This window comes from Hyphococcus sp. (genome assembly GCF_965267305.1).
Lineage (GTDB): Bacteria > Pseudomonadota > Alphaproteobacteria > Caulobacterales > Parvularculaceae > Hyphococcus.
The window spans coordinates 2,553,821-2,579,857 of record NZ_OZ253945.1; the positions used below are offsets into that span (position 1 = coordinate 2,553,821).

Annotated in this window: 31 protein-coding genes; 16 read left to right on the forward strand and 15 right to left on the reverse strand. The window is 61.2% G+C overall.

The features are described 5' to 3' along the window. Nucleotides 1-31 precede the first annotated feature (31 nt). The gene (locus tag ACQY5P_RS12055; protein WP_428407114.1) at nt 32-1,333 is read left to right on the forward strand and encodes an MFS transporter; all 1,302 of its coding nucleotides are present in this window, start codon (nt 32-34) and stop codon (nt 1,331-1,333) included. 2 nt (nt 1,334-1,335) lie between these two features. Here the strand turns inward: ACQY5P_RS12055 and ACQY5P_RS12060 are convergent, their stop codons facing one another. The 4 genes from ACQY5P_RS12060 to ACQY5P_RS12075 all read right to left on the reverse strand — a co-directional run bounded on the left by ACQY5P_RS12060 (nt 1,336) and on the right by ACQY5P_RS12075 (nt 2,481). After that, nucleotides 1,336-1,560 carry a helix-turn-helix domain-containing protein gene (locus tag ACQY5P_RS12060; protein WP_428407115.1) on the reverse strand — a complete coding sequence of 75 codons (225 nt, stop codon included), beginning with the start codon at nt 1,558-1,560 and terminating at the stop codon, nt 1,336-1,338. Beyond that, nucleotides 1,561-2,079 carry a DUF2975 domain-containing protein gene (locus tag ACQY5P_RS12065; protein WP_428407116.1) on the reverse strand — a complete coding sequence of 173 codons (519 nt, stop codon included), beginning with the start codon at nt 2,077-2,079 and terminating at the stop codon, nt 1,561-1,563. It abuts the gene before it with no gap. Nucleotides 2,080-2,188: 109 nt separating this feature from the next. Further along, nucleotides 2,189-2,344 carry a hypothetical protein gene (locus tag ACQY5P_RS12070; RefSeq protein WP_428407117.1) on the reverse strand — a complete coding sequence of 52 codons (156 nt, stop codon included), beginning with the start codon at nt 2,342-2,344 and terminating at the stop codon, nt 2,189-2,191. 2 nt (nt 2,345-2,346) lie between these two features. Further along, nucleotides 2,347-2,481 carry a hypothetical protein gene (locus tag ACQY5P_RS12075; RefSeq protein WP_428407118.1) on the reverse strand — a complete coding sequence of 45 codons (135 nt, stop codon included), beginning with the start codon at nt 2,479-2,481 and terminating at the stop codon, nt 2,347-2,349. Between the two features lie 350 nt (nt 2,482-2,831). Between ACQY5P_RS12075 and rdgB the strand changes: the two genes are divergently transcribed. Genes rdgB through ACQY5P_RS12100 form a run of 5 tightly spaced genes read left to right on the forward strand, consistent with a single transcriptional unit; the run spans nt 2,832 to nt 6,550 of the window. Then, entirely contained in the window at nt 2,832-3,440 is a 609-nt protein-coding gene (gene rdgB, locus ACQY5P_RS12080) for an RdgB/HAM1 family non-canonical purine NTP pyrophosphatase (protein ID WP_428407119.1), read from the forward strand. Nucleotides 3,441-3,496: 56 nt separating this feature from the next. Beyond that, nucleotides 3,497-4,213 carry a subclass B1 metallo-beta-lactamase gene (gene bla, locus ACQY5P_RS12085; RefSeq protein WP_428407120.1) on the forward strand — a complete coding sequence of 239 codons (717 nt, stop codon included), beginning with the start codon at nt 3,497-3,499 and terminating at the stop codon, nt 4,211-4,213. Continuing rightward, nucleotides 4,210-5,331, forward strand: coding sequence for a radical SAM family heme chaperone HemW (hemW, locus tag ACQY5P_RS12090; protein ID WP_428407121.1), 1,122 nt, complete (start codon nt 4,210-4,212; stop codon nt 5,329-5,331). Before bla ends, hemW begins: the two co-directional genes overlap by 4 nt. A 17-nt stretch (nt 5,332-5,348) precedes the next feature. Next, nucleotides 5,349-5,795 (forward strand): DUF2721 domain-containing protein, encoded by a 447-nt coding sequence (locus tag ACQY5P_RS12095; RefSeq protein WP_428407122.1) that lies wholly within the window; start codon nt 5,349-5,351, stop codon nt 5,793-5,795. Continuing rightward, nucleotides 5,792-6,550: a HesA/MoeB/ThiF family protein gene (locus tag ACQY5P_RS12100; protein WP_428407123.1), complete on the forward strand. Its 759-nt coding sequence runs from the start codon at nt 5,792-5,794 to the stop codon at nt 6,548-6,550. Before ACQY5P_RS12095 ends, ACQY5P_RS12100 begins: the two co-directional genes overlap by 4 nt. Nucleotides 6,551-6,568: 18 nt before the next feature. Here ACQY5P_RS12100 and ACQY5P_RS12105 read toward each other — a convergent pair whose 3' ends face one another. Both ACQY5P_RS12105 and ACQY5P_RS12110 read right to left on the reverse strand, forming a co-directional pair. Next, nucleotides 6,569-7,036 carry a DUF2141 domain-containing protein gene (locus ACQY5P_RS12105; RefSeq protein ID WP_428407124.1) on the reverse strand — a complete coding sequence of 156 codons (468 nt, stop codon included), beginning with the start codon at nt 7,034-7,036 and terminating at the stop codon, nt 6,569-6,571. A gap of 219 nt (nt 7,037-7,255) precedes the next feature. After that, nucleotides 7,256-7,891: a class I SAM-dependent methyltransferase gene (locus tag ACQY5P_RS12110; protein ID WP_428407125.1), complete on the reverse strand. Its 636-nt coding sequence runs from the start codon at nt 7,889-7,891 to the stop codon at nt 7,256-7,258. A gap of 138 nt (nt 7,892-8,029) precedes the next feature. On the opposite strand from ACQY5P_RS12110, the gene ACQY5P_RS12115 reads away from it, so the two are divergent. Continuing rightward, entirely contained in the window at nt 8,030-9,040 is a 1,011-nt protein-coding gene (locus tag ACQY5P_RS12115) for a lipid A deacylase LpxR family protein (protein ID WP_428407126.1), read from the forward strand. A gap of 29 nt (nt 9,041-9,069) precedes the next feature. Here ACQY5P_RS12115 and ACQY5P_RS12120 read toward each other — a convergent pair whose 3' ends face one another. Continuing rightward, complete coding sequence (locus tag ACQY5P_RS12120) at nt 9,070-10,077, reverse strand: 2-hydroxyacid dehydrogenase (RefSeq protein WP_428407127.1); 1,008 nt, start codon at nt 10,075-10,077, stop codon at nt 9,070-9,072. Nucleotides 10,078-10,229: 152 nt separating this feature from the next. Between ACQY5P_RS12120 and ACQY5P_RS12125 the strand changes: the two genes are divergently transcribed. The 6 genes from ACQY5P_RS12125 (at nt 10,230) to ACQY5P_RS12150 (ending at nt 14,184) form a co-directional block, all read left to right on the forward strand. Beyond that, the gene (locus ACQY5P_RS12125; RefSeq protein ID WP_428407128.1) at nt 10,230-10,838 is read left to right on the forward strand and encodes an SH3 domain-containing protein; all 609 of its coding nucleotides are present in this window, start codon (nt 10,230-10,232) and stop codon (nt 10,836-10,838) included. 101 nt (nt 10,839-10,939) lie between these two features. Continuing rightward, complete coding sequence (fabA, locus tag ACQY5P_RS12130) at nt 10,940-11,473, forward strand: bifunctional 3-hydroxydecanoyl-ACP dehydratase/trans-2-decenoyl-ACP isomerase (protein ID WP_428407129.1); 534 nt, start codon at nt 10,940-10,942, stop codon at nt 11,471-11,473. A gap of 42 nt (nt 11,474-11,515) precedes the next feature. Next, a complete protein-coding gene (fabB, locus tag ACQY5P_RS12135; RefSeq protein ID WP_428407130.1) occupies nt 11,516-12,730 on the forward strand; it encodes a beta-ketoacyl-ACP synthase I in 1,215 nt (404 codons plus the stop codon). A gap of 3 nt (nt 12,731-12,733) precedes the next feature. Further along, nucleotides 12,734-12,934, forward strand: coding sequence for a hypothetical protein (locus ACQY5P_RS12140; protein WP_428407131.1), 201 nt, complete (start codon nt 12,734-12,736; stop codon nt 12,932-12,934). Nucleotides 12,935-12,949: 15 nt separating this feature from the next. Then, nucleotides 12,950-13,765: an enoyl-ACP reductase FabI gene (locus ACQY5P_RS12145; RefSeq protein ID WP_428407132.1), complete on the forward strand. Its 816-nt coding sequence runs from the start codon at nt 12,950-12,952 to the stop codon at nt 13,763-13,765. Continuing rightward, nucleotides 13,762-14,184 carry a cupin domain-containing protein gene (locus tag ACQY5P_RS12150; RefSeq protein ID WP_428407133.1) on the forward strand — a complete coding sequence of 141 codons (423 nt, stop codon included), beginning with the start codon at nt 13,762-13,764 and terminating at the stop codon, nt 14,182-14,184. The genes ACQY5P_RS12145 and ACQY5P_RS12150 overlap by 4 nt, the downstream gene beginning before the upstream one ends. Here the strand turns inward: ACQY5P_RS12150 and ACQY5P_RS12155 are convergent, their stop codons facing one another. From ACQY5P_RS12155 to ACQY5P_RS12190, 8 genes are all read right to left on the reverse strand, one after another. Continuing rightward, nucleotides 14,185-15,048: a DUF5694 domain-containing protein gene (locus tag ACQY5P_RS12155; RefSeq protein WP_428407134.1), complete on the reverse strand. Its 864-nt coding sequence runs from the start codon at nt 15,046-15,048 to the stop codon at nt 14,185-14,187. 104 nt (nt 15,049-15,152) lie between these two features. Then, nucleotides 15,153-16,136: a TolB family protein gene (locus tag ACQY5P_RS12160; protein WP_428407135.1), complete on the reverse strand. Its 984-nt coding sequence runs from the start codon at nt 16,134-16,136 to the stop codon at nt 15,153-15,155. Then, nucleotides 16,133-17,650, reverse strand: a complete 1,518-nt coding sequence (locus tag ACQY5P_RS12165; RefSeq protein WP_428407136.1) for a S10 family peptidase — start codon at nt 17,648-17,650, stop codon at nt 16,133-16,135. The genes ACQY5P_RS12160 and ACQY5P_RS12165 overlap by 4 nt, the downstream gene beginning before the upstream one ends. 35 nt (nt 17,651-17,685) lie before the next feature. Next, nucleotides 17,686-19,581, reverse strand: a complete 1,896-nt coding sequence (locus tag ACQY5P_RS12170) for a DUF885 domain-containing protein (protein ID WP_428407137.1) — start codon at nt 19,579-19,581, stop codon at nt 17,686-17,688. Between the two features lie 163 nt (nt 19,582-19,744). Next, nucleotides 19,745-21,859: a polyribonucleotide nucleotidyltransferase gene (gene pnp, locus ACQY5P_RS12175; protein ID WP_428407138.1), complete on the reverse strand. Its 2,115-nt coding sequence runs from the start codon at nt 21,857-21,859 to the stop codon at nt 19,745-19,747. 100 nt (nt 21,860-21,959) lie between these two features. Continuing rightward, nucleotides 21,960-22,721 (reverse strand): SDR family NAD(P)-dependent oxidoreductase, encoded by a 762-nt coding sequence (locus tag ACQY5P_RS12180; protein ID WP_428407139.1) that lies wholly within the window; start codon nt 22,719-22,721, stop codon nt 21,960-21,962. Nucleotides 22,722-22,789: 68 nt separating this feature from the next. After that, nucleotides 22,790-23,164 (reverse strand): 30S ribosomal protein S15, encoded by a 375-nt coding sequence (gene rpsO / locus ACQY5P_RS12185; RefSeq protein ID WP_428407140.1) that lies wholly within the window; start codon nt 23,162-23,164, stop codon nt 22,790-22,792. Nucleotides 23,165-23,199: 35 nt separating this feature from the next. Continuing rightward, nucleotides 23,200-23,943 carry a CPBP family glutamic-type intramembrane protease gene (locus tag ACQY5P_RS12190; protein WP_428407141.1) on the reverse strand — a complete coding sequence of 248 codons (744 nt, stop codon included), beginning with the start codon at nt 23,941-23,943 and terminating at the stop codon, nt 23,200-23,202. Nucleotides 23,944-24,059: 116 nt separating this feature from the next. Between ACQY5P_RS12190 and ACQY5P_RS12195 the strand changes: the two genes are divergently transcribed. The 3 genes from ACQY5P_RS12195 (at nt 24,060) to ACQY5P_RS12205 (ending at nt 26,024) form a co-directional block, all read left to right on the forward strand. Next, the gene (locus ACQY5P_RS12195) at nt 24,060-24,581 is read left to right on the forward strand and encodes a hypothetical protein (protein WP_428407142.1); all 522 of its coding nucleotides are present in this window, start codon (nt 24,060-24,062) and stop codon (nt 24,579-24,581) included. A gap of 10 nt (nt 24,582-24,591) precedes the next feature. Beyond that, complete coding sequence (locus ACQY5P_RS12200) at nt 24,592-24,816, forward strand: helix-turn-helix domain-containing protein (RefSeq protein WP_428407143.1); 225 nt, start codon at nt 24,592-24,594, stop codon at nt 24,814-24,816. Between the two features lie 191 nt (nt 24,817-25,007). After that, entirely contained in the window at nt 25,008-26,024 is a 1,017-nt protein-coding gene (locus ACQY5P_RS12205) for a hypothetical protein (protein ID WP_428407144.1), read from the forward strand. Nucleotides 26,025-26,037: the final 13 nt, after the last annotated feature.

Sequence of the window (26,037 nt, forward strand, 5' to 3'; positions counted from 1 at the left end):
ATGGTGAGTGAGGCGGAGGAGTTTCCGCCGCATGACCGCACCCGCGCCGCATCAGGGCGCCCCCGCCAGCGTCACCACGCCAACACAACGCCGGATCGCCATTGCGCTCCTGCTTGCGGGCGCCGTCTGCGCCGGGATGGGGCAGACCATCGTCTTTTCCGTCCTGCCGCCGCTGGCGCGGGAGATCGGCCTTACGGATTTCCAGACGGGATTCATATTCGCGGTCTCGGCGACCGCCTGGGTCTTCATGGGCCCGATCTGGGGCCGGATGAGCGACCGCAGGGGCCGCAAGCCCTTCATCCTTCTCGGGATGATCGGCTACGCGCTTTCGATGACGCTTTTCGCCGGGTCGATTTCGCTGGGGCTTGCGGGCGTCTTGGCGGGCCTGCCGCTTTACCTTCTCATCATCGCGACGCGCAGCATTTACGGCATTGTCGGCGCCGCCGGCCCGCCAGCCGCACAAGCCTATATCGCCGACCGCACATCGAAACGCGACCGCACCGCCGGCATCGCAAGCTTTTCCGCCGCCTTCGGCTTCGGCGCCATGCTCGGCCCGGGCTTCGGCGCGGCGACATCGCTCTTGGGGCGGATTGTCCCGTTTTTCGCGGCCGCGGGGCTCGCGATCGTGATGGCGGTCGCGGTTTTCGCCTTCCTTCCCGAACGCACGGGGCCGACGCAGCGCAGCCAAGGACGGCGGGTGAAACTGCGCGATGACCGGCTGACCGCGTTTCTAATTGCGGCGCTTTCGTTCAGCGTCATCAACGCGATCCCGATCCAGACCATCGCCTTCTATTTCATCGACCGGCTCGGCTATTCGACCGCGGAAGCGACGCATTATGTGAGCATCGGGCTGACCGCCAGCGCCATGGCGTCTTTGTTTGCCCAGCTTGTCATCGTGCAGCGCCTTCGGCTTTCCCCGGCGCGGCTGATGCGCATCGCGCCGGCGCTGCTAATCGCCGGGCATCTGACGATCCTGCTTTCCGACCAGCTCTGGCCAGTAGTGTTCGGCATGGTCGCGGGCGGGCTCGGCGCGGGCATGGCGTTTCCGGCGGTGACCGCCGCCGCGTCGCTTGCCGTCGAGCCAGACGAGCAGGGCGGCGCCATCGGCCTTGCGGGCGCCGCGACGGCGTCCGGCTTCATCGTCTCGCCCGCCATCGCCTTTTCGCTTTATGCGCAGTCCCCGCAGGCGCCGTTCATGCTGTCGACGGGCCTTGCCGTTCTGCTGCTGATCTTTGTCTGGAAAAGCCGGAAAGTCGGCGGCGCGATCCCGCCTCATGGGGAGGATGTCCCGGAAGAAGCGACCAGCGAACCGGCCGCCGCGCCCTATCAATAGCGCTAATCCGTTGACGGTTTGCCGTCATCATCGAAGAAAAGAATGTCCCCCGGCTGGCAGTTGAGCTCCTTGCAGATCGCTTCGAGCGTCGAAAAGCGGATGGCTTTCGCCTTGCCAGTTTTCAGGATGGAGAGATTGGCGATCGTCACGCCCACACGTTCGGAGAGCTCCGTCAGCGACATGCCGCGGTCAAGCAATACCCGATCGAGTTTGACGGAAATCGACATTTAAACCGTAAGATCCTGTTCTTCTTTCATGCGCGCGCCTTCGCGGAAAACTTCCGCAAGGACAAAAACCGTGATGATCGCGAGCCAGGAAAGAAAGGTCATGTTGAGTTCGACATCGGCGTCGTAAATCAGCGCCAGAAAGCCGAACGCGAATTTGGCGCCCTCGCCCATCAGCAGCGCATAGCCGATGCCGCGAAACCGGTCGGCGTTCTCCTTCACGAAAGGCGAACCGAACCGCAGGGCTTTGAGAATTTCGAGCAGCCTGTTCACCACGAACAGCATGACGGCAAAAGTCACGAAAGCGCTCGACACCTTGATGAAGTCTTCCGCATCCGCAACGCCGTCGCCGTCAAAAATGACGGCGTCGCTGTCCATAAAAAGGTCGGCAATCATCGGCGCGAAGGGGAGGATGATCAGCGCCAGCGTCACCGCGCCCAAGATGATCCACAAGACGACGCGCGTGATGTGAAGTCCGATTGCGAGAATCGACGAGAGCGACCCTTTGCCTATCGCACGCATGATGAAATCTCCGTCCTGGCGAGCGCCCGAAAAAAACGCCCTCTGCGAGCCCTTAAGCACATTCCGAAAAGTGGAAACCTGTTTTCGGACAAAATGCGCGTCACCCAAATTAGAGAAGGGCGATCAGGCAGAGGGCTTTTTCGCAGCTTTGACGCGAAGCGTCAGCCCTGCTTTCCCCGGGGGAAGCGACGGCGAGGGAATAAAGGCTTGCCGCCGCCAGGGCGGCGAAAATCGCCGCCGCCAATCTGTGGAAAATCTTAGCCATTGCTAAGCCACTCCTGCGAAGGAGCCGATCGCCGAGATATAGCCGGCGGCGATAACGGTGATGGTCAAGAGAACGGCCAGTCCATTGACAAAATGGCCAAATTTATCGATGCTCGGGTTTGAGTTTGCAAAGCGCATGGGTTTCTCCTTTTCTTTCCTGTGTTAGCGGCTCGTTTTGATCTTCTTGAGCGGCGGTTTTCCGCCGCTCTTTTTTTGTCTCTCGCCGCTGTTTCAGCCGGTTTTCCCTTTTTCTGGGCGGGGTCAGCCTTTCCCCGGGGTTTCTCCGTTCTGGGCTCTTTTTCCGCCGGTTCTCCGGTCTTTTCGGCCCTTTTTCTTTTCACCCCGGGTCTGGTATTGCTCCGGCTCCGGGGCCCTGCGTCTGCGGCGTTTCCCGCCGTCTTGTTGATTATCGATATACACTTATCGAAAAACAATACAAGAGGTTTTTGCCGAAAAACGATAATTTTTTTTCGATAAGGGATAAAAACATGGGCGAAACTATGCGGAAATTGGGGCCTGGGCGGCTGATTATCGCCTCCCACAACGATGGAAAAGTAAGCGAAATCAATGACTTGCTTTCTCCTCTCGGGATTGAGGCGGTCTCGGCAAAAAAAATTGGCCTTTCCGACCCAGAAGAGACCGGAACGACCTTCGCCGAGAACGCCGAATTGAAGGCGCTGGCCGCCGCGACCGCCTCTGGCCTGCCCGCCCTTGCCGATGACAGCGGCCTTTCGGTGACCGCGCTGTCCGGCGCGCCTGGCATTTTCTCGGCCCGCTGGGCCGGCGAGCCCCGGGATTTCCGGGCTGCCATGAAAAAGGTCGAATCTGCGCTCTTCGATAGCGGCACGGAGGACTTCTCCGCGAAATTCATCTGCGCGCTCTGCCTCGCCTGGCCGGACGGCCACACGGAAATTTTCGAAGGCGAGGTCAAGGGCGTCTTGGTTTTTCCGCCGCGCGGCGAAAAAGGCTTCGGCTACGATCCGATTTTCGTTCCCGAGGGCTATCACATGACCTTCGCGGAAATGGACCCGGAAGAAAAACACGCGATCTCCCACCGCGCGGATGCGTTCCGTAAGCTGATGAAAGCGCATTTTTGATGTTGAAGAAAATTCTGGTTCTTGTTGCGTGCGTTTCATTAAGCGGGTGCGCACTCTTGGAAGCTCAACCGGCAGAAACCGCAGAAGCCTTGCCGCCGCCATCGCTTGAAAAGATCGCAGACAATGTCTGGATCCACAAAAGCTATCGCGTCGTCGAGCCTTGGGGGCCGGTCCTGTCGCAAGGCATGGTCGTCAAAACCGAAGGCGGGATCGCGCTTGTCGATACGGCGTGGACGGACGAAGAAACGGAAACGCTTTTGTCTTTAATCAGCGCAGAGCTTGGCGAAGGGCCCGACATCGCGATCGTGACGCACGCCCATGCCGACAAGATGGGCGGGATGGCGGCCCTTCAGAAAAACGGCATTGGCGGGCGCGCCCACCCGCTCACCAACGAGGACGCGCCGGCGCGCGGCCTCAGGAAAACGATGTTCTCCATTCTCGACGGCAAGACCCAAGAAATGCTGCTCGGCGCTGAAGACGAAGAAGGCGTGACGGTTTTTTATCCGGGCCCCGGTCATACGCGCGATAACATCGTCGTCTATTACGCCCCCGCGAAGGTGCTGTTCGGCGGCTGCCTGATCCGCCCCGGCGATAGCAACAATCTCGGCAACACCGCAGACGGCGATGTGGGACACTGGGCCCAGGCGACACGAAACGTCGCCGAGGCTTTTCCCGACGCGGAAATTGTCATCCCGAGCCACGGTCCCATGGGCGGGCGGGAGCTCCTCGATCACACGATTGCATTAGCGGAACAGGCGGCCGCCAATCAGTGACGAAGCTTTTTGGAGTCTATGTTCACTGGCCTTATTGCGCGCGCATATGCCCCTATTGCGATTTCAACGTCTATAAAAACCGCGCCATCGATGCGGAAGCGTGGAACGCAGCGCTGACCGGCGATCTCGAAAATTATGCAGCGCGTACGCAAGGACGGAAGCTGACGAGCCTTTATTTCGGCGGGGGCACGCCGTCGCTGGCGCCGCTTCCCGTCATCGAAGGCGTTATCGAAACGTGTGAACGCCTGTGGGGCTTTGAGCCAGGCGCCGAAATCACGCTCGAAGCCAATCCGACGGATGCAGAGCAATCCCGCTTTGAGGCTTTTGCCTGCGCCGGCGTCAATCGCCTGTCGCTCGGTGTGCAATCTTTACGCGACGATGCGCTGAAATTTCTCGGCCGCGACCATGACGCGACGGCGGCAAAGCGCGCCATCGAAGCGGCGCAAGGCGCGTTTCCGCGCGTCACCTTCGACCTTATTTACGGGCGCCCCGGCCAAACCCTCGAAGACTGGCGCGAGGAACTCTCGGAAGCTTTGTCCCTCGGCGCCAAACATCTTTCGCTCTACCAGCTCACCATCGAAGCGGGTACGGCCTTCGCCAAGGCCGTGGACAAGGGCCGCTGGGCGCCGCCCGAAGACGACGTCACGGCGGACATGTATGACGCCGCGCAGGAGATGACGGCGGCGGCGGGCCTTCCCGCCTATGAGATTTCGAACCACGCCGCGCCGGACGAGGAAAGCCGCCACAATCTCGTCTATTGGACTTACGGCGATTATGTCGGCGTCGGGCCCGGCGCGCATGGAAGGCTGACGGAAGACGGCGTTCGCATCGCCACGGAAACGGCTCTCGCGCCGCCGGACTATCTCGCCGGGGCGCCGCATCAGGAAACGACGCTCACGCAAGCGGAAGCCGCCATGGAGCGGCTTTCCATGGGCCTCAGGCTGACAGCGGGCATGAGCTTCACGGAGAAAGACCCATTCTTTGCGGAGGCGGGCGCGCTGGAACGCCTCGACAGGCTGATCGGCGACGGGCTCCTGCAATGGGACGGCGAAACCCTCGCCGCCACCGCCGGCGGGCGGCGGATCTTAAACCGCCTGCTTTACGAACTCTTCGCTTGAGGCCACAACGAACGCCCATGAACGATCTTTCCGACATCGCCCATCTGGTGGAGCTTTCCGTCGCTCCGGTCTTTCTCCTCGCCGGGATCGGCGCGCTGCTGAATGTCGTGACGTCGCGCCTCGGCCGCGTCGTAGACAGGGCGCGCCATCTCGAAGAACGTCTTTATACGCCAAGAAGCGAGGAAGAGGCGAGCCGCATCCGCGCGGAACTCGGCTCTCTCGACCAGCGCATGTTGCTTGCCCAGCGGGCGATCTTTCTCTTCTCCACCGCTGCGCTGCTGATTTGTCTTGTGGTCGCGTCGATCTTTATCGGCGAGTTTGTCGATCTCGCGGTGCCGGCGCTGGTCGCCATGATCTTCATCGCGACGATGTTCGCGATGATCGCCGGTCTCACGCTATTCCTGATGGAGATCTCCATCGCCACCAAAGTCTTGCGGGTGCGCGCGGATCTGTTTGCGAAATGACCCCCGAAGAACGAGAGCGCTACGCAAGACACATCCTGCTCCGCGAAGTCGGCGGGCAGGGCCAGCAGAAACTCATCGCCGCGCGCGTGCTGGTGGTCGGCGCGGGCGGGCTCGGCAGTCCGATCCTTTCCTATCTAGCGGCCGCTGGCGTCGGGACAATCGGAATTTCGGACAGCGATGTCGTCTCCCTCTCAAACCTCCAGCGCCAGACGCTCTTTCGCAGCGAAGATGTGGGCCGCGAAAAAACCGGCGCGGCCCAAGAGGCCATTGCCAGGCTCAACCCGCATGTGAACGTCATCGCGCATCCGCGCATGACCGACGAGAACGCGGCGGGCGTCGTTGCGGATTATGATCTGATCGTCGAAGGCGTCGATAATTTCGCGGCGCGCTATGCACTGAACCGCGCTTGCCTATCCGCAAAGAAACCGCTGGTCTCGGCCGCCGTGGGGCGTTTCGAGGGCCAGCTTGCGACTTTCAAGCCTTATGAAAAGCCCGGCGCGTTGCCTTGCTACCGCTGTCTCGTGCCGGAGGAACCGCCGCGCGACGAACAGGTCAATTGCGCCGAGGAAGGTGTTCTCGGCGCGGTCACCGGGGTGATGGGAACGCTCGCCGCCATGGAGGTTCTGAAAGAACTTCTCGGCGTCGGCGACAGCCTTGCTGGCCGCCTGATGATCTATGACGGTCTTGGCGCGTCATTCCGCACGGTCAGGCTCAACGCCGACCCGGCCTGCGCCGATTGCGGCGCACACGGATAATCGGAAATAGAAGCTTGTTTAGTCGTCGAGGGTGATGACGACGACGCTGCCATGAGTCACGGAGACCTTGGTTTCGTCGAAACGCGGTTTTCTGAGCTTCGGCTTGACGCCGTTGGAGAACGCCACCGGCTCTTTCGGGCGGCCGAGCACCTTGCCGCGGTTGAGCTTGCCGTCGCCGTTTTCGTCGAGATAGGCGGCGAAGGCGTATTCGCCGGGCTCAAGATCGCCGAGCGGCAGCACGGCGACGCCATCCTCGTCGAGGCTCGCCTCGAATTTGGCGCGCGCCTGCTCGAGAAACGCTTCCTCGCTGTCGTAAATGGTAAGCCGCACGGCCTGACCCGGGGCCGCCGAAAATTCGGTTTTAACAGCGGCGACAACGTGGGCGGGGTCGGCGTATTTGGAGAACATGGCGTCGGCGGGGACAGAATCCGCATGCGCGGCGCCAATGGCCACCAACAACACCCCGATCCCCAAAACTCGACGCACAGCTACGCTCTCTTTCAGCCGCTGAAGCGGCTACGGCACTTATCGCTAGAGCCCTCTGGCTCTTCGTGGCGCAGGGCTTTTCGCACCTGCACAATCCCATCTAGCGCAAAATCGGTCCGGCGCAAGGGCCTTTACCGATCCTTAAGCGTTGTATGATGCGCGCGGAAACTTGCGATTCAACTAAAATTGCGGAAACCCGCGATTAAGGTCTCGGGAATGTTACCGCGCCGCCACGCCGCCGGTCATGTAGCCGGCGAATTTGGGCGCGCCCTTGGCGTAATGCTGATCGAGCCTGCCGATCTCAAACCCCGCTTTTCTCACCAGCGCCGCCGGGTCGCGGTTGAGATGACAGCCGCCGGCCAGCTTGCCCCAGACCCCGTCAAGACGGTTCTGCCATTTCGCGACGCCTTCATCGGGGGAAAGCCCATGTTCCAGGAAAACGAACTTGCCGCCCGGCTTCAAGACCCGCCGCATGCCGGCGAGTGCGGCGTCCACATCGGGGATCGTGCAGAGCGTGTAGGTGACGAGCACCGTGTCGACCGAGGCGTCGGGAAGCGGGATCTCCTCGCCGGGAAGGTCCAGCCATTCGAGCTGAAAGGGGAGCCCGGCGATGCGTTTCAGCGCCCGCTTGCGCATCGCCGCCGACGGCTCCAGCGCATAAAGACGCGTGATCGCTTGCCTATCGTAATAAGGCGCGTTGTGGCCCGAGCCGAAACCGACTTCGAGCACGTCGCCCTTCGCCTCCGGCACGATCTTCGCCCGCTCGCGTGAGATCGCCTTCATCCCGCAGGCGCAGGAAACGATCGCCGGTTCGATGTGTTCGCCATAAAATCCCATGAGCTTCGCGCCTTCCATCTCAAGCTGCGAATTATATTGCCTTCTAAAACAACCGCGCATCACCGTCATCCCGTCATAAACAGTCGCTAACTTTCGTTATGGTCGGGTCGGTGTTATGGCGGCCTCGCAATGGATCAGCAGAAAGACAGATTATCAATGCGCTCAACCACCAGCCTCGCAGTGATCTTCGTGGTTCTTCTCTCTGCGTCACCGGCGATCGCGCAAGACAGCGAACCGCCGCTGGCGGCGGACGAGCGCGCGACATGGTCTTTTGTCTGGGAGAACGATTATTTCGCGAACACCGATCGCAACTACACGAACGGACTCAGGATTTCCTATCTGTCCGGCCTGAAACAGCCGCGCGGCGTGTCGAGCTTTATCGCCTATGACCTTCTCGGCGCAGATGAAGCCGCTGGCGTGCGGCGCGGATTCGCCGTTGGCCATTCCATCTTCACGCCCGAAGACACGCTGGCGACGGAGCCGCTGCCGGACCAGCATCCTTATGCGGGCTGGCTCTATGGCGAATATTCCGTCGTGGTGCAGCAACGCCAGCGCGTTCATCAGATCACGCTGCAGGCAGGCGTTGTCGGCCCGGCGGCGCAGGGAGAGTGGGTGCAGAACAACTGGCACGACATTATCGGCGGCGATCCGGTGAATGGCTGGGACAACCAGATCCGCAATGAGCCGGGTTTCGTTTTATCCTATGACCGTCAGTTCCGCTCGGTCTACGATATCGGAGATTCAGGGTTCGGCGCGGACATCACGCCGACTGTAGGCGTCTCGGTCGGCAATGTGGACACCCGCGCCCGGGGCGGGTTTACGCTGCGCATCGGCAACGATCTGCGCAATGATTACGGGCCGCCGCGCATCCGCCCGGCCCTCGCCGGAGCCGGTTTCTTTTCGCCTGAAGACGATTTCAGCTGGTATCTGTTTCTCGGCGCCAATGGCAGCGCCGTGGCGCACAACATCTTTCTCGACGGCAGTCTTTTCCGCGACGGCGATCCGAGCGTCGACAAGAAAGTGCTGGTGGGCGAAGTGCAGGCGGGGATCGCCGTGCAGTTCCGGCGCGCGCAAATCGCCTATACGTTCGTCACGCGCACCAAGGAATTCGAGATGCAGGACGGCGCGCAGCAATTCGGCGCCGTCAGCCTTTCCGTGAAGTTCTAATCAACCTGCTTTCGGCAGAATATCTTAGCTTAGCCTGCCTTCGGCAGGCGGCCGTCATCCAGCCCCAAGATCACTCTGTCCGGCGGCTTATGGCCGTCGGCGAACATCTTGATGTTGATGATCATGCGCTCGCCCATTTCCACGCGGCTTTCGACAGTCGCCGACGCCATATGAGGAAGCAGCACAACATTCGGCGCCTTCAGCAGTTTCTCGCTGGGCGCGCCGCGCTCGTAAACATCGAGCCCGGCGCCGGCGAGCCGTCCCTGTTCGATCATCTCGGCGAGCGCGTCTTCATCGACGATCTCCCCGCGCGACACGTTCACCACATAGGCCTGGGGCTGCAAGAGTTCGAGACGGCGGCGAGACAGGAGATGAAACGTCGCCGGCGTATGCGGGCAATTGACCGAGACGATGTCGACCCGCGCCAGCATCTGATCGAGGCTGTCCCAATAGGTCGCATCCAGCTCTTCTTCGATATGCGGATTGATCGGCGTGCGGTTGTGATAATGGATCGACAGCCCGAAGGCTTTGGCCCGGCGCGCAATCGCTTCGCCCACGCGTCCGAGCCCGATAATGCCGAGCTTCTTGCCGCGCACCCGGTGGCCCAGCATCCAGGTCGGCGACCAGCCATGGAAATTTCCGGTCTCGAGCGCCCTGACGCCTTCCACAAGACGCCGGGGCACGGCGAGGATCAGCGCCATGGCCATGTCGGCGGCGTCCTCAGCAAGCACGGATGGCGTGTTGGTGACCGTGACGCCCCGGGCATTGGCGGCCGCGACATCGATATGGTCGACGCCCGCGCCAAAATTCGCGACCAGGCGCAGCTTGTCCCCAACGGCGTCGAAAAACGCCGCGTCGAGCCGGTCGCCCAAGGTCGGGGCCAGGACATCGGCGCCGCGGGCGCGCTCCAGAAGCGCCGCAGGCGACAAGGGCGCTTCGCCCTCATGCAGAACGGCGTCGAAAAGATCGGAAAGCCGCGCCTCCACCGGCGCCGGCAATTTTCGCGTTACCGCAACCCTGATCTTCTTAGACGTCATCCGATGATCCCGACCGCTGCGCCCAAGCGGCTTGAAGTTTCCCGCAAATCGGAAAAGAGCCCCGAGTTAACCTCAGGGTTAACCCAAGATTAACGCCTTTGCCGTCAGGTAAGGGTTTATTCATTATCTTTGATTGCTTCGAGCGCCTGTACATGCCGCGTCTGTTTTCTGCGTTATCCGTCAGCCTTTTCGCCGCCCTCTATTTGACCGGAGCCGCCCTTCCGGCGCAAGCTTCGATAAATAATGGCGCGGCGCAAGACGCCGCTAACCAAGACAGAGGGGCGCAAGGCGCGCCGGAGGCTCCCGTAAAAGTGCGCCTCGACACCCCGTCAGGCCTGCCGGTGCCGCGGCTGGTCTCCCTCAAAGCCGAAAAGACCTTCTGCCGGTCGGGGCCCAGTTTTTCCCACCCGGTCCGCCTCACCTTCATGCGGGCGGGCCTTCCGGTGATGATCGTCGCCGAGACCAAGGACCACTGGCGCAAGATCCGGGATGTGGAGGGGGATGAGTGCTGGACCCATAAATCCAAGCTTTCCGGCGACGAGACCGCTCTCGTGCTGGAGGATGGGCTGGCGCTCAGGGCCAAGCCTGACGCCAGCGCCCCGGCCCGGGCGCGCCTCGGCAGAGGCGTCATCGCCCGGGTGGACGGGGCCAAGGACGGCTGGCTGAAGGTCTCCGCCGACGGGCGAAAGGGCTGGGCCCGCGCTTCCGCCTTCTGGGGAGCGAAGGCTGAGGCGCCCCTCTCAGGCGCCCTTAACCCCTGAATGTTGCAACGCATAATTGACCCTGTGCAGGCGCGCCTTTACCAAGCGGCCACAGCGCGCGACAATCATCCACGCGCGGACTAGAACCGAATACAGGACGCATGACCGAACAGAAAAACAGTTTCAGCCGCGAGGAGCTCCTCGAGTGCGGCTATCACGGACTTCGCGGACCCGGCACGGCGCAATTGCCCGTGCCTCCCATGCTGATGTTCGACCGCGTGTCGAAGATCACCAGCGACGGCGGCGCCTATAACAAAGGCCGGATCGAAGCCGAACTCGACATCAATCCGGACCTCTGGTTTTTCGACTGCCATTTTCCGGGCGATCCGGTGATGCCGGGCTGTCTCGGCCTCGACGCCCTCTGGCAACTGGTGGGTTTCTTTCTTACATGGTCAGGGCATCCGGGCCATGGACGCGCGCTCGGCGCCAAGGATGTGCGGTTTTCCGGCATGGTGGTGCCCTCCGCAAAGCGCGTTACCTATGAGCTCGACGTGCGGCGCATGATGTCGCGGCCTCTGATCCTCGGCATCGCGGACGGCGTCGTCAAAGTCGATGATCGGAAGATTTACGAAGCCAAGGACCTGAGAGTCGGTCTCTTCTCGCGCGAACAACTCGACGCGGGACTGTCGCTTTAGAAAAGCGGCGAAAAGTTTTCGGCGGAAAACGAAAGGAAGTTTATGCGGCGCGTAGTGATCACAGGAATGGGGGTCGTTTCTTCCATTGGCGCCAATGTGGACGAAGTGAAGGCGTCGCTTTACGAAAGCCGCTCCGGAACCGCCCACGACGCAAGCTTCGCCGAGCACGGCTTTAAATGTCAGGTGTCGGCGCGTCCTTCGGTGAATATCGAAGAAGCGCTTGACCGCCGCACGCGGCGTTTCATGGGCGAAGGCGCCGGCTGGAACTACATCGCCATGAAAGAGGCCCTGGAGCAGTCAGGGCTTACGGACGAACAGGTCAGCCATCCCATGACCGGCATCATCATGGGGTCGGGCGGGCCGTCGACCAAAGCCATCGTCGAAGCCGCGGACATCACCCGCAAGACCGGCGGCACCAAGAAGATCGGCCCGACCGTCGTGCCGAAAGCCATGGGCTCGACCAATTCCGCGACGCTCGCCGTGCCGTTCAAAATTCTCGGCGTCAACTATTCGATTTCATCCGCATGCGCCACATCAGTACATTGTATCGGCGCCGCAGCCGAACAGATCATGTGGGGCAAGCAGGACATCGTCTTCGCCGGCGGCGGCGAAGAACTCGACTGGACCCTCGCCAACATCTTTGACGCCATGGGCGCCATGTCGACAGACTTCAACGACTGGCCGGACGTCGCAAGCCGCGCCTATGACAAGGACCGCGACGGTTTCGTCATCGCCGGCGGCGCGGCGACCGTCGTTCTTGAGGAATACGAGCACGCGAAAAAACGCGGCGCCAATATACTGGGCGAGATCGTCGGTTATTTCGCCAATTCCGACGGCTACGACATGGTGCAATTGTCCGGCGAAGGCGCCGTGCGGTGTATGCGCGGCGCCCTCGAAACCGTGCGCCAGCCGGTCGATTACATCAACCCGCATGGCACCTCGACGCCCGTGGGCGACCAGAAGGAAACGCAGGCGATCCGCGAAGTTTTCGGCTCGGAAATCCCGCCTTTCTCCTCAACAAAGTCGCTCACCGGCCACTCCCTCGGCGCCGTCGGCGCCCAGGAGCTTGTCTACGGCCTCATCATGATGCGCGACAAATTCCTCGCGGCCTCCGCCCATATCGAAACCATTGATCCGGAATTCGCGGACCTTCCCATCATACGCGAGCGCATCGACAACGCGAAGATCGACTGCTTCCTCACCAACTCCTTCGGCTTCGGCGGCACCAATGGCTGTCTCGTCGTCGCCCGGGTTTAAGCGTTGAGCCAGGAATCCCTGATTGCAGGAATTGTCGCGGCGCTGATCGCCAGCGCCGGACTCTGGTGGTTCCGGCTTGTCCTGCCTGCGGTCAAAAAACAGCCGAAAACAACACGCTTCGGCGTTTACGCCATAGTCTGGCTCGCCTATTTCATACTCATCATGATCATGATCGGCCGTAGCGGCGGCGGAACCCCCGGCTAAACCAAGGACGGACCTATGAGCGACGAGACCACCTTCCCCAAAGGCGATCTGATGAAAGGCAAGCGCGGCCTCATCATGGGCGTCGCCAACAAGAACTCTATCGCCTGGGGCATCGCGCAGCAGCTCGCCGCGCAGGGCGCGGAGCTTTGCTTCTCCTACATCCCGGCCATGGAGAGCCGCGTGCGCCAGCTCGCCGAAAGCATCGGCGTCGATTTCCTCGTCGAAGCCGACGTCATGAGCGACGACGACATGGACAAGGCCTTCGCCGAGATCAAATCCAAATGGGGAAAGATCGATTTCCTCGTGCACTCGATCGCCTTCACCGACAAGGAAGCGCTGAAAGGCTCCTTCGTCGAGAATACGACGCGCGAGAATTTCAGAAACACCATGGACGTCTCGGCGTTTTCCTTTGTCGACGCCGCCCGCCGGTCGGCGGAGATCATGCCCGATGGCGGCGCGATGATCACGCTCACCTATCTCGGCTCCGAACGCGTTGTCCCGAATTACAACGTCATGGGCGTGGCGAAGGCCACTCTCGAGGCCTCCATGCGTTATGTGGCGCGCGATCTCGGCCCCAAGGGCATTCGCGTCAATGCAATCTCGGCGGGCCCGATGAAGACGCTTGCGATGGCCGGCATCACTGGCGGGCGCCAACTCATGTCCACGGGGCGCGACTGGTCGCTATTGAAGGAAGACACGAGCATGGAAGGCGTCGCAGGCGCCGCGCTCTATCTTCTCTCCGGCATCGGCGCCTCCTGCACCGGCGAAGTCCTGCATGTCGATGCGGGCTTCCATGTGGTCGCCGTGCCCGACGGCGTCACCCAGTCTTGACCGCAGACGAGATCATTGTGGCGCTCAATTTGAGCGCCCATCCCGAAGGCGGCTGGTTCAAGGAGACTTGGCGCGCGGACGCAAATAACGGCGAGCGGGCCGGCGGCACCGCGATCTATTATCTTCTCAAAGCCGGCGAGCGCTCGCACTGGCATCGCGTGGATGCAACGGAGATCTGGCATTATTACGCTGGCGCGCCGCTGAAGCTGTCGATTTCCGAAGACGGCAGACGCCAGGAAGATTTGATCCTCGGGCCTGATCTTTCAGCAGGCGAGGCGCCGCAACTGATCGTCCCACCCCATGCATGGCAGGCAGCGGAGAGCCTCGGAGACTTTACGCTGGTCGGCTGCACGGTGTCGCCGGCGTTCGAGTTTTCAGGATTTGAAATGGCGCCCGACAACTGGGCGCCAAAGGCGTAATTACTCAGCCGCCGCTTTTTCGAGATAGGGAGCGGGATCGACTAGGACATAACCCGGCGTATTTTCGGCGAAATGATCGAGCCAGAATTTATGGCCCGCGCCATAGACGATGACGACGCGATCCCCGGGCTTCGTCACCTGCACCAGTTTTGAAAAGATCTTGGCGTTGCGCATGAACCAGTAGGCCTGAAGTTCGGCGCCCGGCTGGGTTTCACCGCGATCATAAAAGAACGTGCGGTAGTAAAATTCGGGGCTGGAAAGAGGGCCGTCCGAATTGAACATAAGCAACAGATCAGCAACGGAATTGTCTTTCTGCATGGCGCTGAAATCAGCCATTTGCGCCTGAATTTCTGCGATTTCCCCTTGCATGACGTCGCTCTGGCCCGTCGCCGCCGCATGCGCCATCAGTTCGTCAAAGGGGAAATAATCCGGCTCGCCGTCGCTTGGCTGTTCGTCGACGCCATAGACGCGGTCAATCCCGAGCTGCTTCGCAAGACGGTATCCGATCTGATACCGCTCATCGGGATTTTCCTTCAGCATCTCCGGCGTGAACGCCTGGTATTTCGGATCGAGATAGCCGGGCGCCTCCGTAATGCGTTCGACGGCGACCACCGTCGGTTTGAAGTCGGCCAGCGCGTCCGCCACTGCTGTGATTTCCGCCTGACGCTCATCGGTCAGCATGTCGTCAATCTCGGCGTTCGCCACATCCTGACCGGGATTGCCCATGTGAAAGGCGCCGAGCACCATCACCTGAACCGCGTCGGGTTCGGCCGCCCGGCTTGCCGCAGAGGTTTTTTCAACCGCCCCGGGCGTCGCGCACGCAGCCAAGCCCAACGACGCCACAACCGTCAAAAATCGTTTCATATCGCCCTCGTCTATATCTGTGCGCCTGACGCTGACGAAACGGCCTACGGCCGTAAAGACGCTTTGCGGTGAACGACGGTCAAAACACGTCGATTCGATGCCTGTTATTCGTCCTTCGGATGCGCAACAAAGAGAATTGGCAAGCTTCCGTCACTGTCAGCCGCGCCGGCGACGCTGACCCGTGTGATGGAGCCATAACCGAGATCGCCGATGTCCGCGGCCCCATGCCAGATGGAATCGCTGGCGAAGTCATAAGTCATCAGCTGCGATCCCATAGAGGAATACGCCATGGCGGGAAGCCCTTCTTCGCCGAAGGTGAGAAAGAAATCCTGCGCCCCGGGAGGCAGATCCAGCACCGGTTCCGTGACGCCGCTCGCGATATCGACGGCGACGATTTCATACTGTCCCGCTTCATCGCCGCGCGCAGCGAACAGGGTGGCGCCGTCTGGAGAGGACAGCAGAACCCGGCCGACATTATCAAATACGTCGCGCGCTTCGCCCGTTGCGACATCCACTAGCTGCAACATCGGCGGCTCGCTGCGATAAAAGACGGACAGCGTCGCGCCGCCCTGCAGCCATTCATAATAGCCGACCGGACCGGTCTCGATAACTGCGGCGCCGGGATCGCCAATCTCACGAAGCGCGTGGACGCGCGTCATCTCGCCGTCTTCGCTTTCCTGAATGAAGGAGACGCCGCCATCGGGCGCCGGTTTCGGCGAGAACTCGCTCTTCTCCGGCGTATCGGTGATCCGCGTCTTTTCGCCGGAAGAAAGATCGAAGGACCAGAGATCGGTTTTTCCATTCTCATTGCCGGCGACGTAGTAAAACCGGTTCTCATCGGGCGCCGCGAAAGTCGGCTGGTTCTGGTATGCAGGCGCGGCGAGAAGCGGCTCGATCTCCACAATGGAAACGCCCTCGCCATCTGACACGACCTTCCCCAGAAGGATATGCGCTATGGGCAGGCTGGCCGCCTCAACGGCCGGTTCGGAAGCGGCGGCCTCAGGCGCGGTTGGCGCATCCGGGTCCGGCTGACACGCCGCAGCGAAAATCATCGACGCAGCAAAGGCGGACTTTTTCAAGACGCTCATGGTTCGTTCCTGATGAAAGCACGCACATCGGCGGCCAAGGCTTCCAGCGAAGGCTGATGAATATACATCATGTGGCCGGCTTCGTAGTAGGTGATCGTCAGACGCGAGCGGTCGAAGCCGGGCTGCGCCAGCGTGATCTCCGTTCCGAAAAACGGTGTCGCGAGGTCGTAATAGCCGTTCGCGGCGAGAACGCGCAGATCCTTGTTCTGGCGCATAGCGCGCTCGACCCAGGGCGCGACATTCACATAGGAGTTTTCGCCGCCGCCATCCTCAGCGTCCCAGTTCCAGCGCCGCACGCCGCCAAGCGTCGTGTAAGGCTCGATAATATCGACGCCGAGATCGCGGCTGAAATAATCGAGCATCCCCGCCGTATAGGCTGCGTCTATGCCATAGGCGGACGGATCGTATTCCGGATTTTCGCCGACACGGTCAGCCTCAACGCCGGTAAACCGCGAGTCGAGACGGCCCACGGCAAGGCCCTGGTCGCGCAGCAATTCGCGCATGAAACGCCGCAAGGGAATGCGCATATTGGCGCGCTTCACATAGCTTTCCGAAAGACCGGTGAAGGCCGCGAGTTTCGCCGCGACCGCATCACGCTCGGCCTGCGGCGCAAGCTGGCCTTTCAGGAGCGCCGGCAGATATTCGTCCGTCGCGAAGACGCGCGCCTCGTCGAGGAAACGCTCCATGTCGCCGCCCCACGCGTCTTTGTCGACCTTGTCGTGATACCATGCCGTCGCCGCATAGCCGGGCATGAGGCCAATATAGCCGACTTCGTTGCCGGCGTCGGTGGCGTCGAGGCCGAAATTCAAAACGGTTGAAATCAAGACGACGCCGTTGACAGCAATGTCTGTCCAGCCGCTTTCCAGCGCTTCGAGCACCGCCGCCGAGCGCGTCGTGCCGTAGCTTTCGCCGATGAGGTATTTCGGCGAGTTCCAGCGCTTGTTTTCAACGAGCCAGCGGCGGATGAATTCGCGCACCGAGGCCGCATCCTGTTTGACGCCCCAATAGTCATCGGTTTTCGTCTCGCCCAGCGTCTTCGACCAGCCGGTGCCCACGGGATCGATGAACACCATGTCGGCGACGTCGATGATCGACTCTGGATTGGCGATGAGATCGAACGGCGCGGCGCCGTCATCATCCGGCCCTTCAGGAAGGCGCACGCGCTTCGGCCCGAAAACGCCCATATGAAGCCACAGCGACGCCGAGCCTGGCCCGCCATTGAAAATGAACGCCACGGGGCGCTCGCGCGGGTCTGCAAAACCGTCCGCGATATAGGACGTCGAAAAGATCGACGCGACCTTCTCGCCTTTCTCGTTTTCGATGAAGGTCTCGCCAGCGATGACCTTGTAGGAGACGGTTCTGCCGCCGGCCGTCACGCGCGCTTTGGTTTCGTAGCGGCGCGGCGCGTCTTCATCCTTCGCCGTTTCTGTTTTCTGGCTTTTATCTTCTTCCTGCGCGGCGGCGCAGGCCCCGCCGGCAAGCAAACAAAGAACGGCGAGAGTCCGAAAGATCATGACGTCTCCTGTGAGTTTTCAGCGATGAGAAAGCGCTAGGCGCCCTGTTTTTCCTTGATCCAGGCCGTGATCTTGCGGTCGAGCACGGGGAGCGGCATGGCGCCGGTGAGCAGCACTTCGTCGTGGAACTCGCGAATGTCGAAATCGGGGCCGAGCGCAGCCTCCGCTTCCTTGCGAAGCTCGTTGATCTTCAGCATGCCGAGCTTGTAGGCGCAGGCTTGTCCCGGCCAGACGGAATAGCGCTCAACCTCGCGCGTCACCTGATCGCGGGTGTCTCCAGTGACGCCTTGCATATACTCGATCGCCTGTTCGCGGCTCCACTGTTTGTGATGCAGGCCGGTGTCGACGACGAGGCGCGTCGCGCGGAAAAGCTCCGACTGAAGGCGCGCGAGATCGCCAAGCGGATCGTCCGCATACATGCCCATCTCCGCGGCGACCTGTTCTGCGTAAAGCGCCCAACCTTCGGAGAATTCGGAATATCCGAGCATGGTGCGGATAAGCGGCAGGCCCGCCGACCGCTCCAGCGAACGCTGGAAATGATGGCCCGGCACCGCCTCGTGATAGGTCAGCGTCTTGAGCATGTGCTTCGGCCAATCGGCGGTGTTTTTCAGATTGATCCAGAAAATCCCGGGCCGCGATCCGTCGAGGGGCGCGGCGGAATAATAACCGCCGGGGGATGAGTCCTGTTCGTAAACCGGGATGCGCCGCACCTCGACCTGTTGCGAGGGCAACGTATCGAACCAGTCGCCGGCGCGCGCCATGATCTCATCGACCTGACTATTGAGATCGACGAGCATCTCCTCTTTTGCTTCGTCCGTATTCGGATAACGCATGCCGTCGCGCTTGCCGATGGAGGCGAAGCGCTCTGCGACCGAGCCCTGCGTCAGTCCTTGCGCTTTCAGGATCGCATCCATCTCGCCGGAAATGCGCTCGACTTCCGAGAGGCCCAGCTCATGCACCTCGTCGGCGGTCAAGCCGCCGGCGCCGTAAGATGAAAGCGCCAGCGCGTAAAAGGCGGCGCCTTCATCGCCAAGACGCCAGATGCCCGCGTCGGCGCTCGCCTGAAACTTTAGATTGTCGAGCGCCGCCGCAAGGCGCGCATAGGCCGGATAGACGTTGGTTTCGACCGTCTCGGCGGCGCGCGCGGCGAACGCCGCACGGTCTTCATCGGACAGGCCTTCAATCCCTTCAATCTTTGCTGCGAAGGTCTTCACCAGCGGGTTGTCCGCAGGGGCCGGGGCTGTAAAGCCTGAGATTGTATTGATCGCGCCGTCGATGGCGAAAATCGGCGGCGTCACGAGCTGCGCGCCGTCGCCGGTCACGGTTTCGATCGTTTCATCAAAGACCCGGCTGAACTCGGCGAGACGCGAAAGGTAATCCTCCGCATCCTGACGGGTTTCGAGGCGGTGCTGAGTCAACATCAGCCGCGGCAGCAGGAGATGCGGGCCCGAAAGCTGCGTGACGAGATAAGGGCTCGCCGAGGCGTAAGGCGCCGCGCCGCCGAAAGAAAACTGGTTGCGCCGGGCCGCCGTCTGATAGGCGTCGCGCAACACGTCATAGGTGACGCGCGCCTGGCCCGAGAGCGCGTCCCGGTCGATGCTGCGGATGTCCTGAAGAAACTCTTCATTGAGCGCCCGAACGTCTTCAAAGGCAGCGAAACCGTAGCCGCCGAGTTTTGCGCGATAGCCCTCGCCGGCGACATCTTCGCCGACGCCGAGGAAGGTTGCGAGTTCCGGCGAATTTTTCAAAACCGCCGCCGCATGCCGCGCGGCCATGGCGTCTAGCTGTTCATTGGGCGTCAGGACTGGCGCTTGCGGTTCCGCCGCCGGCGCTTCTTGTTGGGGCGCGCTGGAGCGCTCGCCGCAGGCGGAAAGCCCCAAGAGGGCGACGCCCCCCATGACCGCCAGAATCGGTTTCCTGAGATTGCGCATCCCCGTCCCTCCCTAGGCTCTCTCACCCGATCATGGGCGAAGCTTAGCGCGCCCCGCGCCATCGCCAAAGGCTTGCGACTTTTATGGCGGGCTGAAAAACCAAAAGCGGCGCCCGTTTGCCACAGGCGCCGCTTTCGCTCAATTTTTCAACAGGTTCAAGCGTTTATTCGCGCTCGATCTCCTTGCCGGTCTCCTGGTCCACAATCTTCATGGAGAGGCGCACCTTGCCGCGGTCGTCGAAACCGAGAAGCTTCACATAGACCTCGTCTCCCTCTTTTACGACGTCGGTCGTCTTTTCCGGACGGCCGTCTGAAAGCTGGGAAATATGGACGAGGCCGTCGCGGGCGCCGAAGAAGTTCACGAAGGCGCCGAAGTCCATGGTCTTGACGACCTTGCCTTTGTAAATTTCCCCGACTTCAGGTTCGGCCACAATGGAGTGGATCCATTTATAGGCCGCGTCGATTTTCTCCTTGTCGCTCGACGCGATCTTGATGAGGCCGTCATCGTTGATGTCGACCTTGGCGCCCGTCTCCTCGACGATCTGACGGATGATCTTGCCGCCGGAGCCGATGACGTCGCGGATCTTGTCCTTGGCGATCTGCATCGTCTCGATGCGCGGCGCGTAATCGCCGAGATCGGCGCGCGCGTGATCGAGGGCCTTGCTCATCTCGCCGAGGATATGGAGGCGGCCGTCTTTCGCCTGCGCCAGCGCAACCTTCATGATTTCCTCGGTGATGCCGGCGATCTTGATGTCCATCTGCAGGGACGTGACGCCCTGATCGGTGCCCGCAACCTTGAAGTCCATATCGCCGAGATGATCCTCATCGCCGAGAATGTCGGAGAGGACCGCATAACGCTCGCCTTCAAGGATGAGGCCCATGGCGATGCCCGCCACCGGACGCTTCACCGGCACGCCCGCATCCATGAGCGCGAGCGAGGAGCCGCAGACCGTCGCCATAGACGACGAGCCATTGGACTCAGTGATTTCCGAGACGAGACGGATCACATAGGGGAACTCTTCCTGGGTCGGGATGACCGCCTTCATGGCGCGCCATGCGAGCTTGCCATGGCCGATTTCGCGGCGTCCGGCGCCGCCCATGCGGCCTACTTCACCGACCGAATAGGGCGGGAAGTTGTAGTGCAGCAGGAATTGTTCCTTATACGTCCCGGAGAGCGCGTCGATGAACTGTTCATCCTCGCCGGTGCCCAGCGTTGCAACGACCAGCGCCTGGGTTTCGCCGCGGGTGAAAAGCGCCGAACCGTGGGTGCGCGGCAGGACGCCCGCTTCCGCAACGATCTTGCGGACCGTCTTGGTGTCGCGGCCGTCGATGCGGCTTCCCGTATCGAGAATGCCGCCGCGGACGATGTCGGATTCGGCGGCTTTAAAGGCAGACGCAACGACCGCTTTCGACGGCGCGTTTTCGTCATCTTCCTTGCACAGCGCTTCGACCGCTTTCGCCTTTGCTTCGGCGATGGCGTTCTGGCGGTCCTGCTTCACGACAATCTTGTAGGCGGCTTTAAGGTCGTCGCCGACTAGAGCGCGAACCTTGCCTTCAATGTCGGAATTGTCCGGCGGGGTGAAATCCCACGGGTCTTTCGCCGCTTCTTCGGCGAAATCGATAATAAGGCCGATCGCTTCTTTTGCGGCCTTGTGGCCGAAATTGACGGCGCCAAGCATGACGTCTTCGGAAAGCTCTTTCGCTTCCGATTCGACCATCATCACCGCATCGGCCGTGCCGGCCATGACGAGGTCGAGTTTGGTTTCCGGCATCTCATCGAGCTGCGGGTTAAGGACGTATTCGCCGTCGATATAGCCGACGCGCGCCGCGCCGATGGGGCCCATGAACGGCACGCCGGAAATCGTCAGCGCCGCGGAGGCCGCGATCATGGCGACCACATCGGGATCGTTTTCAAGGTCATGGCTCAGAACCTGCGCGACGACCAGGACTTCGTTCTTGAAGCCTTTGACGAAGAGCGGGCGGATCGGACGGTCGATGAGACGCGAGGTCAGCGTTTCCTTTTCCGTCGGGCGGCCTTCACGCTTGAAGTATCCGCCCGGCACGCGGCCCGCAGCGTAGTATTTTTCAATGTAGTGAACGGTCAGCGGAAAGAAATCGAAATTGGGGTTCGGTTCCTTTGCGGCGGTGACGGCGGCGAGCACCGTCGTATCGCCATAAGTGGCGAGCACTGCGCCATCGGCCTGACGCGCGACGCGTCCGGTTTCGAGGGTCAGCGTGCGGCCGCCCCATTCAATCGATTTTTTAGTGATATTAAACATCTGTTCTTTTCTCTTTTCGTAATGCGCCATGCGCGGATCGCATGACGCGCGGGTTATGCGCCGGATAGACTTGCGCCGCCCTTCGGGGGCGGCGCGGAGGTCATCTCGGCTGCATTCTGATGGCTCCATCGAGCCGGATCGTTTCGCCGTTCATCATCGTGTTGCGGCAAATCTCCAGCGCGAGGGAGGCGTATTCTTCGGGTTTCCCGAGACGTTTCGGGAAAGGCACCATGGCGGCGAGCGCGTCCTGAACCTTCTGGTCCATGCCCGCCATCATCGGCGTCCAGAAAATGCCGGGTGCGATCGTGTTGACGCGCACGCCGATATTCATGAGGTCGCGCGCGATGGGAAGCGTCATGCCGACCACGCCGCCTTTGGAGGCGGAATAGGCGGCCTGGCCGATCTGACCGTCAAAAGCCGCGACCGACGCGGTGTTGATGATGACGCCGCGTTCGCCATCCGCCTGCGGCTCGTTCTTTTCCATCTCAGCCGCCACAAGGCGGATGCAGTTGAACGTGCCGATGAGATTGATTTCGATGACGCGCTTGAAATTGTCGAGGCGGTGAACGCCGTTTTTGCCGACAGTCTTTTCAGCGACGCCGATGCCGGCGCAGTTGATGAGAATCCAAGGAGACCCGTTTGCGGCGATGGATTTTTCGAGCGAGGCTTTGACGTTCTCTTCGTCAGTGACGTTGGTTTTGCAGAAAACGCCGCCGATTTCTTTCGCGTGGGCTTCGCCCTTGTCTTCCTGCAGATCCCAGATGGCGACTTTGACGCCTTCCTTTGCGAGGGCCGCGGCGGTCGCGCCGCCTAATCCTGAGGCGCCGCCCGTGACAATTGCTGAGATGCCTGAAAGTTTCATTGTTGTTGTTTCTCCTCGCCCGGTTCATACGACAGCGCCGCTCCCCCTGGAGCGGCGCTGGTGCGCCGCTAGCGGCGCAGGCCGAGTTCTTCGATCAGCTTCTGGTAGCGCCCTTCGTCATTGCGCTTCACATAATCCAGAAGCCGGCGGCGCTGGGACACCATTTTGAGGAGACCGCGGCGCGAGTGGTTGTCTTTCTTGTGATCCTTGAAGTGCTCGGTGAGGTTCGAGATGCGCTCGGACAGGATCGCGACCTGAACTTCCGGCGATCCGGTGTCGTCAGCTTTCGTGGCGAATTTTTTGATGAGCTCGGCCTTACGGCTTGCCGTAATCGACATGTTTTTTCTCCGCGGCGTCCCCTGAAAATGACGGCCCCGCCGGGACGCCGTCCAGCAGGGTCGGAAAGATGGGCGGCTTATGGGGGAAAAGGGGGCCGGATGCAAGGGCGGCAGGCCGCCGCCGGACTGTAAGAGCCGGCCTAGAAGAACGACCCCGAGAAGTTAATCAGATTGTGCCCCAAGAGGGGCAAAAGCACGCTGCCCGTGCGCTCCCGGACCCACAGGAGCCCGAAGCCGAACCAGCCGGTGACGGCAATGAAAATCCAGCTCACGAAAGGCTTGCCGTCCTCAATCCCGACCCCGTGGCCGAGACCGAAGAGAAGCGTCACCAAAAGCCCTGCAGCGGTGATCCGCGCGCCCAGAAGGTTCACGCCCCCTGACGGGACGGCCGCCCCGAGCACCGCCAGAAAGAGGCCCCGGAAAAACAACTCCTCATCGAGGCCCGGCATGGTCGCCTGATAGAGAAGGCGCTCCGGGGCCATGGACTTGCCATCGGCGGCGAGGAGTTCAAGCCCGATCCCGCTTCCCGCCAGCAGGACGATCATGGCGAGGGCGGGGATAACCGACCCCGGCTTCTGGCGCAGGGTGAAGCCGGCGCTCTCAGGCGAGACGGCCTTGGTCGCGACGGCCATCACCGCAAACATGACGAGGGTCGCGGCAATAGAGGCTATCTTGCCCGCCCAGTTCCATTCGAGACCTTCAAAATAGTGGTCGATGGGTATGAGCGCCCCGCCCTTCATGATCGCGGCCATATAGATCGCGTAGATGGCCATCGCCGTCAGGAACCAGCCCGGGCGGAGCCCGGAAATCCGCACCATGCGAAACAACACTGCGAGCACGATGACCGGCGCCCACCACAGGGCGAATGTCGCCGCCAATTCCATAAGCCCCTCCGCCCGCGCGGGACTTGCCAAGCCGCCCCGAGCGCGTCACTGTCGAAAACAGACATAAAATTATCTAATTTAGATAATTTATTATTGATTATGGAAAGATTTCGACGATGTCAAGCACGCATGCCTGGCTGAAGCGGACGAGCTTCGCCTTCCTCTGGCTCATCCCGCTCATCGCGCTCCTCGCCTTCGCCCTGCCGGTCATCTATTGGGGCTTTGGCGGCTATAACTTCGGCGACAACACGCTGGTCCTCGCGGCAACGCCCCCGCGAGAGGGCGGCCGTTGGCTAGGCTTTCTCGTCGGCTTTCCGTCGACGGCCGCATGGCTCTACGCGCTTTACCGGCTGCACCGGCTTTTCTCGCATTTCCGAAACGGCGAGTTCATCGACGCGCGGGCGGCGCTCCATCTGCGCGCCTTTTCGCTTTTCACCATGCTCGCCGCCTTCTTCGACATCGTAACATCGGGTGCGCGGCGCTGGGCCATGGGCGAACATGACGCCCCCTTCTGGACCCATATAAACATCAACACGGAACATATGGCGCTCGTCTTCACCGCCGGCGTCTTTCTTGTCGTGTCGTTTGTGCTGGTCGAAGCCGAACGCTACAAAACCGAAACCGAACAGTATTTTTAAGGCGCACATCATGACTGTCGTCATCAGGCTGGATGTGATGCTGGCCTTGCGGAAAATGAAATCGAAAGACCTTGCCGCCGCCATCGGCGCAACTGAGGCCAATCTGTCGAAGCTGAAATCCGGAACCATGAAAGGCGTAAAGTTCGAAACGCTCGACCGGATCTGTGAAGTTCTCGACTGCCAACCGGGCGACATTCTCGTCCATATTCCGAACACAGATAATGAGAAATCCTGACACTCATTATACTCACGCTTAACGAAAGACTTGGGCGTCTAGGCCGGCAAAAAAATTTTATCGCCTCGCCGCAAGAACAGCTCCGTTCATCGACATTGCGATGAACCGTATTTGTAACTGCGCCGCGGCAGGGCAGGGTGCGTGCGGGACTGGGGCTCTTGATGTGATGTTGGATTGCGCGCCGCATGCTTATGGCGTCTACACAGTCTCGTTCGATGATGGTGGGGAAGGATCCGGAAATCCTGCCCATCATGCTCGATCTAACGCAAGATCAGGTGCTGCTCGCGCGGCTTTCCCTAAGAGAGCAAGGGCTCGCCAGTTTCCTCGATGAACGGGCGGTCGGCCCGGCGACCGCAACGGAATGGCTCTCCTGGACCGACTTCCGGAACTTATGCCACGCAGCGCCGGATGCGGCGCCGGCTTATATTCTCCATGTCAGCCATTGCGGCTCCACGCTGCTCTCGCGTCTTGTTGAAGCGGCCTCAGGCGCAAGATCCTTGCGCGAGCCCCTGCCCCTGCGCACTTTCGCCGTGGAAGCGGTGCAAAGCCTTGACGGCGGCGCCTTTCTCATGCGCCAGGAGCGGGTTGAGCGGATCAGGCTGTTCGAAAAAGCATGGTGTTGCGGCGCGGCGGCGGTCATCAAGTCGACGAGCATCTGCAACGACATTGCAGACGACCTTTGCGCGCGCGCGCCGGTTTCTTTCATCTATGTGCGGCCTGAAACCTATCTTGCAACGGTGCTGGGGCGGCCGCGCGTCAAAGGCGATCTGCGCGCTTATGGGCAGTTGCGCCTGCGCCGCTGGAACGCGCGCGCGGGCTGGCTGCAACGCATGAGCGATCTCAGCCCGGGCGAACTTGCCGCGCTCTGCTGGCTGACGGAGACGACTTCCATTGTCTCCGCCCAGCGGAATATTGCAGCGCTCGAGTTCGACAACTTTCTCGCCAACCCGCATGACAAACTTTCGGCGCTTTGCAGCCATCTCGGCGTCGCGGCGGCGCCTGACAGAATAGAGCAGACGCTCGCGGGGCCCATGACAAAAGTCTATTCCAAAAATCTTGAACGGGCCTACGACGCCGCGGCGCGCGCACAGGTGTTAAATCATGGCCGCGCCAAGGCGGGCGATGAAATCAGCGCCGGTCTCGCCTGGCTCGACACCGCAGCAAAAGCCTGGAAAACCGCCGAACTGGCGCTCAATCGCTATGGCTGACGCGGCCGGATAA